The organism is Rickettsiella endosymbiont of Litargus connexus (assembly GCF_964277335.1).
In the GTDB taxonomy this organism is placed as follows: domain Bacteria; phylum Pseudomonadota; class Gammaproteobacteria; order Diplorickettsiales; family Diplorickettsiaceae; genus Aquirickettsiella; species Aquirickettsiella isopodorum.
In genome coordinates this window covers 175142-188668 of sequence record NZ_OZ195516.1, presented here as the reverse complement: position 1 = coordinate 188668, position 13527 = coordinate 175142, and the positions used below count along the sequence as shown (strand labels likewise).

Here is a 13527-nt window from a genome sequence, read left to right as displayed (position 1 = left end):
TCTAATTCTGAAAATAGAACGCGTATATAAATCTCATCAGAAAATTGCTGAGATAAAATTTAATAAGTAATTAATTTTTAAAACACGATGTCACACTTAAATTTAAAGCTCTATCATGCTTAATTAAATTAAGTGGTTCAGTTTGACATTCCACCTCTCGAGGTAAATTATGAAAAAAAGATGATGGGAGCATTTGAGTTTTATTAAGGTATACCTCTTTTTGTTTCATAGCAACCTCTGCTAGCAGAGCAAGATCGGAAGTATCTACTATTTCTTCTTCTGATTGTCTACGGTCGTTTTCTGCAGTTTCTTTTCTTAAGCATGGTTGCGCATTGTTAGATAAAATTCTGCATTGATTGGTTTCTAATATAATATTTTCAAGTTCTTTTTTAATCCTTTTGCTCTCTTCTTTTACCGGTCTAACTTGAATATATTGTTCCAAAGTTCTCCCACATTTATTTTTTCGTAAAAAATCTGCTCCATTTTTCTTCAAAAATTCTAAGATTCTAGGCTGGCTATACAAAGCAGCATAATGAGCAGGCGTGTTCCCTTGCTCATCGGGTATATTTATATTAACGCCTTGTTCTAATAAATATAAAAATACCCTATCACTGCCATATCTTGTCGCAATATGTAATAGGCTTTGTCCATTTTTACTGGAAACCACTTGATTAAGATCATAATCTTCACAGATACAACTTTTTAAAAAATCTAATTCTTCTTTTAGTTTTAATAAATCATTTTTCTTAACAGCTTTAATTATATTCATGATTCCCATCATTTTAACCCTTATATAAATCTATATAAAAAACATAATAAAGCATAAATATAAAAAATTAAGGAAATATTAATACCTGATAAAGCACCTTGATTCTTTAGAAAAACTAGAATGACATCCTCTACTTAGAATATTTTCGTCTAACTCCTTTTAGACTCTTAAGTAAATCAGTCCTATCAGCCTTTTTTTGTCAATTTTAGCCGCCTGCACATTACCGACTATATCAAAATCAATGTGATTTTCAGCATCCATTGTCTTTTTATTTTTTTTGGTTAACTTGTTTCAATATCGGAAAATTGGCTTCCTGTATCGTTGATAATAAAATTTTTGAGATTTCACAGAGCTGTCCACTTTTTATTTTACCTACCAATTTCGCTAGCAAAGCAACTTCATTAAAGTCAGCATTAATTTCTGACTCTTTTAAATCTTTCTCAAATTCAGTTATGATATTTAATGCGTAGGCTTGTACTTCTAAATCAGAGAGATAATTATCTTGAAAAGCGTTGTGTTTTTTACCTGTTTTTTTTCTTACCAGCATATCAACTAAATACAACGTATTATTGATATGTAAATAATCAACCTTAAACTTTTGATCATTCAAATTATTATGCGGACAAGAAATTGGCTTGAAAAATCCAAGTAAATTAAACCCCTCTGAGGAGTTGATATTTACTGTACGATGTTTTGAAGGCAACTCATTTTCCAATTTAACCTCTACATGATGCTGTTGAGATATTTTTGTTTTTGACTCTAAATCTTTTGCTAAAGAGTTAGGATCTATCTGAACAACTTCTAGCGATTTGTTACGTTTATAATTTTTTTTTCTTAGATATTGTATTATCTCATAATGGCGATTTATGATTGCCAGGTTTATTGGAGTATGCCCATCTCTATTTTTTACTTTTAAAATAGCCTTTTTTTCCAACAAATATTTCACTATTTCTAACGAAAACTTGGCATCGCGAATGGTCATAGCGAAGTGCAGTGCTGTATTTCCCCTATTACCTGGTGTATTTAGATTCACCGTGCTCTGTTCAACTAGATAATGAATCACTTCTAAACGATGGTTTAAAACAGCCACATGTAACGGAGTATTCCCTTCATTATTTTTTATTTCTATATCCGCCTTTTGTTCCAACAAATATTTCACTATTTCTAATGATAAATTGGAATCACGAATGGTCATAGCGAAGTGCAGTGCTGTATTTCCGCTATTACCTGGTGTATTTAGATTTACCGTACTATGCCCAACCAAGTAACGAATAACTTCTAAATGATAGTTTAAAACCGCAACATGCAACGGGGTATTCCCTTCGTTATTTTTTGCCTCAACATTGGCACTATGATCGAGTAAAATTTGCATCAAATTGATATAACCTACTATACCTACCAGATGTAAGGGTGTATTACCTTGATTATCTGTACTTTTTAAATCAGCACCTTTTTTCACCAAATATTTCACTATCTCTGTATAACCAAACCAAATAGAAAAAAGTAATGGTGTACGCCCGTATAAATCTTTAATCTCTAGATCGATATTTTCTTCTTCTACATGGAATCTAACTAAACTCAACTGACTTTTTTTTATCGCATCAAATATACTGCTTATAGTTAGATTTTTTTCCTTAATTAAATACCTAATCGTCAAAAAACTACCGCTGTTTTCAGCTTCCTGTAAAATGGTTTCATTCTGATTATTTTTAGCTTTTATATCGGCTCCTTGCTCGATTAAATACTTTGTCAGCTTTACGTAATCATATAAGGCGGCAATATGTAATGGCGTACTCCCGTTATTATCCCTTGCATTTAAGATAGCACCGCACTCTATTAGATATTCGACTATCTTTAAATTATTCCTTGAAACTGCTAAATGTAAAGGTGTATTACCTGAATGATCTTTTGCCTCAATATCAGCACCTTTCTCGATAAGATGCTTGACTATTTCTAAATAGCAGCTTTTTGAAGCTTCGTGAAGAGCAGTCCTATTCGACTCGTCCGTTATTTCTAAATTAGCTTTCTTTTCTATAAGATATTGAACTATCTCTAAATGACCATTTTTTGCAGCATAATGCAAAGGAGTACGCCCTTGTTCATCTTGTACTTCTAAATTAACTCCATTTTCTACAAGAAACTTCACTATCTGTAAGTGATTATTTTTGGAAGCCTCATGAAGAGGAGTGCTACCTTGTTTATCTTTTATTTCCAACTTTGCATTTTTCTTTGTAAAATATTTAACTATTTTTAAAGATCCGCTTTTGGAAGCCTCATGGAGAGGAGTTTTATTCCACTCATTCCTTGGCTCTAAATTAGCTTTTTTTTCTTCTATGAGATATTTAACAATTTCTAAATGGCCATTACTAGATGCTACATGCAAGGGAGTAATACCCACCTCATCTTTTATTTCTAAATTTAGCCCTTTTTCTGCGAGAAATTTTACTATTTTTATTTCTCCACTCATTGCTGCATAATAGAATATCTGCTGGTATATATTATTTTTTATTTCCGAATTAACCGCTATTTTTTCTACTAAATATTCCATTAAAGCTATATTATTATTCAAGATAATTATCTGTAGTGGTGTCTTATTTTTATTATTAACGGCTCTCCAATTAGCATTTGCTTCGAGTAAATAATTAACTAATTCTAAATCATCCATTAAAACGGCAATATGTAAAGGGGTATTACCCTCATTATTTTTTGCTTCTAAGTTTACATTTTTTTCAATTAAATACTTCACTAATTCAGGATAGCCATTGCTAATAGCAGAATGTAATGGCGTATTATTAGCACTATCTCTAATCTCTAAATTAGCACCGCTTTCAACAAAATTCTTAACAAGTTCTAAATCTCCTCTTAAGGTCGCAATATATAAAGGAGGCATATTTATATTCGTTTTATTTTCTGGATTTACTTTTTTACTCAGTAAATAATTAACAATCTCTGTATAACCAAATAATGTAGCATAATAGAGTGGGCTATTATGTTGTTTATCCATTGATTCTACATCAGCTCCTTTATCAACTAAATACCGAACCATATCTAAATGACCATTTCGAATAGCATAATACAATGCCGTGTTCCCTGCATTAGTTATTTTGTTAACATCCATGCCTTTTTTGATTAAATATTCTGCTATCGCTAAATTATTTTCTTGAGCAGCATAGTGCAAAGGCGTAATACCATTACTATATTCTTCTTCTAAGTTTGCTCCATTTTCTATCAGATATTTTACTATCGCTAAATGCCTATATTGAGCCGCATAACTCAACAGTGTATCACCTCGTTTATTAATGATATTTAAATCCGATCCACTCTCAAATAAATATTTAACGATATCTAAATGACCGTATAGAGTGGCCAGATGTAATGGTGTATTGCCTATAATTCTGTCCTTTACTTCTAAATGTGAACCATTTTTTAGTAAAAATTTTACTATATTGAGATAACCGTATTGCGCGGCAAGATGTAATGGTGTACTTCCATCTAAATTTTTACTATTTACTCTAGCACCTGCTTCCACGAAAAACTTTACCGTACCTAAACAACCGTGTCTTACTGCTCTAAATATATTATTGATCACTAGATTTCTATTTATTAATTGCGAATTACATTGTCGGCTACGAAAACGAACTAGGTTAATTTTACTCTGTTGAATGGGATATTTATTCTTTTGTAACATTTTCTAAACTCCTTGTTAATTTTTTTACATTCCTAATTTTTATAAAATCTATGTGCAGAATAAATATTATCTCTAATATTTTATTAAATAACAAATAAAATTTTTTAATTCAAATTAATTTAAGAAATTATTTTATATCTTTAATTATTACTCAAATACTCTATCTTGCCAACTAAATATAATGCTATTTTATATATAATTAAAAATAGAAATTTTTTAATTTTTTTCTTACGTTATTAAACTTATTAAGGTTAATAACATTAATTCACAAAAAAATAAAAGGAAATAATAATGCAGAAAAAAAATGAAAATTCAAAAACTTACGTTCAAAATGCATTAGACTCTTCAAGTGACAAGATACTTTATCGAGTTATTAGAGAATCTTTACTCTATTATGAAGAAAATAATTCAAACTACGCTATTTTAAGCACGCGTGTTAAACGAATCAATAATGACGAAACGCTTGTGGAAGCAACAGTAAAAAACCAGTATAGCTATTGGTTAAGCCAAGAGGATATCGCTGAGATCGCTCGCTTAGAGTATAACAATTATCATAGAGAGAGCGATGCTACGTTTGAAGTATTAGGTTCTATGGCACAGCTATATATTACCTTAGAGCTATTTCAGCTTAAAATACAAGCCAGTAAATTAGCTTCCGCTCGACTTACTTTAATTATTAACTTAGCGAATTTACATTGGGTGACGTTGGTTATTGCTTATAAAAATAATCAGTATGTGGGCTATTATAGCGATTCAAAAGATAATCCTATCCCGCCTGAGTACTATCAACTACTTTTAAATACCTTCCAAATATCCTCGTTAAGTTTAAGCCCTGGTTTTATTCAACAAAAGGATGAATTCAATTGCGGTTTATGGGCGCTCGAAAATGCGGCTGACCTAAGTCAAATGATTGATCAGAATCAATCCATACTCTGGATAATTAATAAATTGAAACGGCCACGCAGTAAAGAATATTTTAATACGAGAAGGGAATATTTTGCCGAAAAACTCCGTGCTGATCCAGCTTGGAATGAACGACATCCATTGCTCTCGCAAGGCCTTACCGTCCAAGAAGCGTTACAAACTAAAACTGAGCCTGATCCTAAACGATTTAAATCATTTAACGATAAAAAAGGGAAAATAACAATTCTATTAGAAACGTTTGTCGAGACCTATATGAGTGTTTTTGTAAAAAAACTTGGCGCCTACCATTTATTAGCCAAAGGAGAAAGCTTAACAGAAGAAAGTCTGAAAATTGAATTAAAAACAGGGTTAACCGGTGCGTTATTAGGGATAGGTATTTCTCAAAGTCTTATGGGTTCAATTCCTTCATTGGTGACTTCGTTGAGAATGATTAGTGGTAAATTTTACCCCTCTAAAGATACAGCCCAAAAAATTACCAAGATTTTTTCTGCAATTCAGTCAGAGCATTTAGACTCTATTTTATCTGAAGCAGCCGTGGATATATTTCACAGTTTTGAAAGTCAATTTATGCAGGTAACCGATAAAGCAGGCGACAAAGTGGCTATGGAAAAATTAGCTGAGGATGCTATAGGACGGCTATTCAACGCTATAAAGAAATATTCCAACCTAGATAAGATTATTTCCAAGGAATTGATAGAAAAAAGTGTGCTACAAGGGCCATCAGAAAAGTTCTTTGATCCTAACGTTAAACGAGCCAGATTACGGATTTCAGGATATACCATACAAGATAATAATGGAAAAGCTATTAATACCGCCAACTTATATGAAAAAACAAGCTTAGTTGCTCTCGATAAAAAGGACCAACCTCATAAATTTTATACGCTAAAAAATTTACATGATCGCCCATATGGCTATCGGCGTCTTTTTGAATGGGAAAAAAAGGACAACGGAGAATTGAAAGAAAACTTGAAACCCTCGTATACAGAGCAGCAATTTCTTCAAACCAAGGACATTTTTCAATTTCTTTCGAGACGATATTATTATCTTTTACATGCCGAGACAAATCAAGCGGAAGCACGACGTATTCTAGATAAAATTAAGAATCGATATCTTCCTCAAATTTTGAATAGAGAACCTTTTAGTAAAAAGCCTATTTTTTTTGATTTAAGAAAACCAATAGAAAATTTTAGCGGAAGAATAGAGGTGCTTAAAACATTGCATCGTACCCTAATGTCAGAGAGAACAACCGCCATCGTACCCAATTGGGCTACTTTATCTATTTCGTCAGCTGAAAATACATTGAGTACATTAAATAGCGACTCGACATCAGCCTCAAGTGGCTCCCAATTATCAATTAATGGTTTAGGAGGAATAGGCAAAACACAATTAGCATTACGCTATGCTGAGCTTTATGCGAGTGACTATGATTACAATATTTTATGGATTAGTGCAGAAACTAAGGAAAATATAGCGTATTCTCTCAACAAACTAGCGACAAGACTGCACATTGCAACCAAAGATTGTTATAACCAAAGAAAGAGTCTAGAAGAAATAGTAGAAGAAATCTATGAATATTTTTCGGACAGAAAAAGTCTCTTTATTTTTGACAATGTAGAAAATTATCGCGCCATAGAAGCCTATTTACCTAAATCTATGCTAGGCAATAAACCGACTTTGTTAATCACTTCTCGTTATCGTAATTGGGAAAATGTTGCTCCTACTTTGTCACTTAATATTTTTACTGAACAAGAAACCGAAGAACTCATCAAGAAATCATTGAATTTAGGAGAGGATATTCCGCATGAAAGAATAAAGGAATTGCATCAATTGCTTCAAGGGTTACCTTTGGCATTACAACAAGCACTGGCTTATATCAAACTAAGAAGAAATACCGATACTAGTTTTTCTTTTCATCATTACATCGAACTCTATAAAGAAAAAACTAAAGAATTATTAAATTTTAATTTTGTAAACTATTCTAACGATCCCTACCTAGAAACAGTTTTTACAACCTGGCTCATTACACTATGTAAAATTAAAACCGATCCGATTGGTGATGATGCGATAGAAATTTTAAATATTATGGCCTATTTAGATCCTGATAATATTGCAAGTAAAAAATTTTACCATTTGAATGCTATCAATCGTCGTTCAAATTTATATGATTTAGATACTATTATGCATTTATTGAGTAGTTATTCCATGATCAATCCAAAGGAACAGAAAAGTAAATATACGATTCATCGATTAGTTCAACAGGTCATACGAATTAATCTCGAACAAAATCAACCAAAATTTAAAGAAATAGTCGAAAAAACCCAACTCTTACTTTGGCATTGGCATTTTGCTTTCAAAAAAGATGAAGAAAGTGTTTTTCACTATCTTCATTTTCTTCTCTATATGTCTGAACATAAAGATTTAATACCGAGTTTGTTATACGGTCATCCAGAGAAAGCATTTTTTGATAACTTGGCTCTTCAGAATTTAAAATATTGCCATTATTTTATTGATTTGGCCTATTTTAAATTTTCAACGAAAAAATTTCTTACATTTTTAGGCGATGCGGTAGCTTATTTTATCAAATTGGGCTTAACTTTCCACTTGTCTGAAATACTTAACTATATTGAAAAAAAATGGACGATAGGCTCTTTATCTAAGGAAAATATTAAGTATATTTTAGAACATTTTAAAAATGTACGCGATCCCGTTTTTAAAATAAAACGATATTCGACTGCTCCTTCAAAAAAAATAAGGCAACAGGAAGCGGTAAGACTTTTTTATGAATTTAGATTAAAAATATTCGATAATCAGTTTATCGACTACGATAGCTGCCCGTCACATAGCCGAAAGCGAAATGTTTGTTCATTATCCGAAACAGAACAAGAGCGGATTAAAGAACTCAGGAAACAACCAATTAAAGCTCATTTTAAAAAAATAGAACAGATATCCCGCTATATCAGTTCAGCGTTGATGACCAAAGATACGCTATCAGCCTTGATTCAAGGTCATTTTAATGAAGTGGCCATTAATTTCGGATTAATGACTAGCAGTCTGTTTTTTGGAAAAATATCCAATAGCTTGCTCACTCAAGGAAAAAACTTAGCCTCCGATGCCAGTTTACTTGAAAAGAATTTAGGCTTGGAAAATAAAAAAGTACTCAGCATTTTATTCAATGAAAATGTATCTTCCATGGGCAAACGACAATTTTTAGGTAAAGCACTGCAAGCGGCTTCGCCATTTGTTGCTAAAGCCACCTCAATTTATTTTGCTTATAATCTTAAAAATGAAATACACGCTTATAGAATGGGAAATAAAGATGTTCTTCCGAATATCATTTCAAATAGTGTCATTTTGAGTATCGATGGCATCGAAGCCGGTATCGAGGGGGCTGAATTTCTTGGATTTATTACGGGGATATCCGCCTTCACTGGTCCTCTTGGAGAAGGAATGGCGCTAGTTGTCTGGCTAGGAGCTGAAGGGTATGCGGTTGAAAAACACGTTGAAGCCATTGAAAAATATGTGCATCTTTCTAGAGGAGAAAAATTTTTTGAGTTTTTACTTAGCACACTTCATCTGGCTCCTTTAGAATATATACAGCTTAAAGCCAATAATGGGCAATTAGTAGAACGTGCGATTAATTTTTTAAAAGATAACACCGCTATTCAGTGGTATATTTTTCCTGCTTTTACTTTTGTAGAAGATACATGCAAAATCCGTAAAGCTTTTTTAACTGAAAAAATAAATTTTACACCTGACGATAATAATCCTGACGAACCTGCTGAGGGTAATTTAATTTGTTTATCCGCCTCTCCACCTCCTTATGAGGTACTTAATATAAAAATGAAGTATTACTTATGCCATAAGACCTTAGGCGTAAGCTATGCACTAAACAGAACCGGTAATGGAACTTTAGTCGATTTAGGAGAAGGAGAGGACGAAGTCATTGCTTTTTCTCATTCCCCCACATTATTTATTGTACAAAACGGTAAAAAACGGTATCTAGGGGGTGATAATGGCAATGTATTTAATTTGCAAGGAAATTCGATTGCAGGCCTGCTTCAAGGAGGCAATGAGACTGATATACTGGTCCTGGATAAATTTCATCCTGAAAACAGTGATTATTTGCTATTTGATACGGATGGATTCTTATGCGGAAAAAACAAAGCCGCCATGCAATCGATTCCACCCTTTTGTGCGCCTGATGAGATTAGAGTCCAAATCGATCGGATCGATCACATTTACGGACGGAAAAATGAATCTGATATTTTTTATGTCAATAAGGATGTCCGTTTTATCGATGCCTACGGGGGAAAAAATCAAACACATCCCGATAATTTTTTTATCACTGATCGTTCTTATAAAAATTTAGAGTTTGTGTTAAGAAATAATACACTAATCACATTTTTATCAAACCCAACAATAGACTCGATAAGCTATCGAATTCCTTCTGGAGAGATAGGTGAAGCGTGGATTTACTATCATTTTAAAAAAACTCTTCAGCATCAATTTTTTTTTGAATATTCTTTAGAGCACCTAGAGACAATGACAGTAAAAAATAATACGCTACATATTTCTGTACTAACTTCTGAAAATACAGATAGAAAACTATTTGCTATTACTATTTCAAACAGGATTACCTCAAACAGTAATCAAACTAAGAATGCAACGAGTCTTTCAAAAAATATAGCTTATTTTTTTCAAGGGATTGTAATAAAATTAATACAAAATGAGCATTTATATGGACAAGAAATAACCTCTAATAATAAAACAGTGGATGAAAAAATTAGTTTATTTAGAGCAATAGCGAATCGTTTAGAAAAAACTTTCTCTATTCAATTAATAAACAACCTCACCCTATCGATAGGGCGAGAAAAAAAACATGAAATTTTTTATATCGACGGCTTACATGAAAGTCATTTAGTAGGTAATGGGGGTGAAAATGTTTATATTATTTTACCGGGGAAAAATGCTAAGTTTCCACTTCCTAAAGTAATCTTATACGATACTTCACAAAGCGATTCAAATGACTTAATCGAGCGGATAGATACGTTAGATTTACGGGAAATGATAAAGGAATATAAACAAATCTATCCGAAAGCTGTTATCTCTTCACATGTATTTCCCTCTGCGAATGACTTAATTTTAACATTAAGTAATTCCGTGTATTCTCCGGTTTATCAAAGTTCTTATGACTCCACTTGTTTCTGGCCTTGGATAACTATCCAATTAAAAAATGCACTACTTGATAATAGTAATTGGTATCAAAAACTTGATATCGTTTTGGATTCTGTCTCTAGAAATATAGCCCCCCTAGAGGATGACGTTTGGACTTTGACTGCAGCCCCTTTAATATTTACTGATGATAAGAAGATTATCCTTCTTACTCATCAAGATTTAGAAGAGGAGACTGAAGTTCTCATATTGAAAAACATAGGAAATTTTGCATTTTTTCGTGATAAAGCGGATCTTATTCTGACGAATGCCTTTCCATTCTCTACGGATTACTGCACGATTATCTGTTACCAATTTTATCAAATACCCGAAATGAAAAAAAAGATATTATCCGCGACATTTAAATTTTTTGACTACGAAATTCATCCTCAGGATTATCAAAAAGAAATTAAGCATGCGACTCATTTTTCTTATTTATCTCAACTATTTTCTTCCAATTCTCCTAATGTGAGCGACATAATAGCCCATACCTTTTTAAATACGGTAGGAATGCAGAACCAGAAGAAGTTGCCGCCGCAGATATTGCGCCGTAAGCGCCAAGTACATCGAGAAGAAAAGAAAGCCATCAATGCCCTTCAAAAATCAACCCTTTCTAAAGAAGTATCTCAACACACTGATCAAACCTTTTTTACTCAAATGACTCACTATCCTCAGTCTAGAACTGTTGATGAGAAAAAACGTATCTTAGCAATGGCCGATGATTATTTAAAAAAATATGACGATTCAGAAATGAAAGCTTATCGTGGTAAGAAAAACATCAATCAAACAAAAGGTAAAAAGAAAAAAACAAATTCGCCTCTCTCTGTTCAGAAGGAAAAAGCTAAATTCCTTATTGAAAAGAATGACTCTGTTCAACATAAAAATAAGGAGAATTTTCACAAGCGAACTATGCCGAACTATTCGGCTCAAAATAATCTGAAGGCATTAACCAAACCCATCAAAAATCAGTTTCGAGCACCCAACTTTTCTAAACCAGAAGTCGCTAAGCTAAAGAAAACTTTTTTTAACGTTCCAAATTCGAATAAAAAGATAAATTTCTTAGTAACGCCTCAGTTATCTCATCAAGAAAACTTTAAACCGACTACAAAAGCACTATCACTATCTCCCTACCAACAAAGTGAATCGAGAGCGAAAAAACCGAATCAGCACATTCTTTCTTCGCCTATAGAACCACCGAATCTTCATAACACACTTATTCTTTTTGATCTGATTGCTCGGAAATCTTTAAAAAACCCGGTTGTACCCTCTTCTTCTAATAAAAAATTAAATAAAACTATTCTAAAAGTTGAAAAACAACAAAAAATAATTAACTCTAAAACTTTTGGATTCCAAAAATTATAAAAAATCTTATAAAAACCTATGGTAGCCGTTACATAATGGCAAACCACATTCCTATCATCAGGACGAAAACGCCCGATGGATAACTATACCTTTTCTTTTTGATCGCATACATTTTGCCTTTAAATGGGAAAATTTTAAAATAAACATTAAAGCATTTTAAAAGCCTTAATCGTGGCAATCCGAGAGGTTTTAAAATCAATGATAGGCTTTGGGTAACCGCTGTGTAAAGCAAGCGCCGGTGCTCGCTGATACGGGTCGTGAATTGATCGTGCATCAAATGAACGTAGCTCAGGGCAATATTGACGAATAAAATCCCCTTGGGGATCAAAACGTTCGCTTTGTCGAAGTGGATTAAAAATTCGAAAATAAGGTGCCGCATCTGTCCCCGTAGATGCGCTCCATTGCCAACCCCCGTTATTGGCTGCTAAATCTCCATCGATCAAATGACGAATAAAAAAATCTTCGCCAATGCGCCAATCAAAAAACAAATTTTTAGTTAAAAACATCGCAACTATCATACGTAAGCGATTATGCATCCAACCAATTTGCTTTAATTGGCGCATGCCGGCATCAACCATAGGATAACCGGTATTGCCTTGTTGCCAAGCGACTAATTGTTTTGCATTATAGCGCCATTTTAATTTTTCAGTCTCTAATCGGTAGGGTTGATGCATTGATAAACGTGGTACTGTAGCTAATAAATGCTTATAAAAATCACGCCAGATTAATTCGTTTATCCACGTAATAGCCCCTTTATTTCCAGAGTTATATTCACCTTGATTAGCCATTAATGCATCGAGTAAACATTGGCGTGGTGAGATCATTCCTGCCGACAGATAAGGTGATAATAAACTTGTCCCCGCCAATGCCGGAAAATCGCGGGTTTTGTGATAATTAAATAAGCCATTAGCTATAAATTGTTTTAAGCGCCGTTGCGCTTCTTTTTCACCAGAAGGCCAAATAATAGTAGAGGAAAAACCAATTAACTTTAGTGGAACTTTACTCGATCGAATGCCTAGTGTAGGTTGTAGTTTGGGGAGCGAGTAATGTGGAATTATATTTTGATTATTCAATAGCAATTGTAAGTAGGCACGTTTAAACGGCGTAAAGACACTAAAAGTTTTACCTTGCTTAGTTTGGACTATGCCTGGTGGTAATATGACCTGATCATCGTAAGCGTTACATTTAATCCCATATTGACCTAAATAATTACAAACGGCTTGATCGCGTTTTTTTTCGTCTATTTCATATTGTTTATTAAAAAATAAAGTATCAAGCTTATATTTTTTTGCGTATTGATATAATGCTTGAGCAATATCCGCGGTTTTTTTTACTTGGTTAATTAATAAAGGAATGCCTCTCAACTGTAAACTCTGACTTAATACTAACAACCCAGTAAGTATAAATTGGACACGACACACAGCCATATGATGCTTTTGCCAAAAGCTGACATCGATGATATAAATCCCTATAATACCTTCTGGACATTGTTGAGCAGCATGATAGAGTGCCGTATTGTCATGTAATCTTAGATCTTCACGAAACCATACTAAGCCTTTCATAGACCGTCCTT

4 protein-coding genes are annotated in these 13527 nt (G+C 33.1%); 1 reads left to right on the top strand and 3 read right to left on the bottom strand.

The features are described 5' to 3' along the window. Nucleotides 1-70: 70 nt before the first annotated feature. Nucleotides 71-781, bottom strand: a complete 711-nt coding sequence (locus tag ACICP9_RS00805) for an ankyrin repeat domain-containing protein (RefSeq protein WP_395498071.1) — start codon at nucleotides 779-781, stop codon at nucleotides 71-73. A 256-nt stretch (nucleotides 782-1037) separates the two neighbouring features. After that, complete coding sequence (locus tag ACICP9_RS00800) at nucleotides 1038-4358, bottom strand: ankyrin repeat domain-containing protein (RefSeq protein ID WP_395498069.1); 3321 nt, start codon at nucleotides 4356-4358, stop codon at nucleotides 1038-1040. A gap of 390 nt (nucleotides 4359-4748) precedes the next feature. On the opposite strand from ACICP9_RS00800, the gene ACICP9_RS00795 reads away from it, so the two are divergent. After that, nucleotides 4749-11954, top strand: a complete 7206-nt coding sequence (locus ACICP9_RS00795; protein ID WP_395498067.1) for an NB-ARC domain-containing protein — start codon at nucleotides 4749-4751, stop codon at nucleotides 11952-11954. Nucleotides 11955-12100: 146 nt separating this feature from the next. On the opposite strand, the gene phrB is transcribed toward ACICP9_RS00795, so the two are convergent. Further along, nucleotides 12101-13516, bottom strand: a complete 1416-nt coding sequence (phrB, locus tag ACICP9_RS00790) for a deoxyribodipyrimidine photo-lyase (protein ID WP_395498065.1) — start codon at nucleotides 13514-13516, stop codon at nucleotides 12101-12103. Nucleotides 13517-13527: the final 11 nt, after the last annotated feature.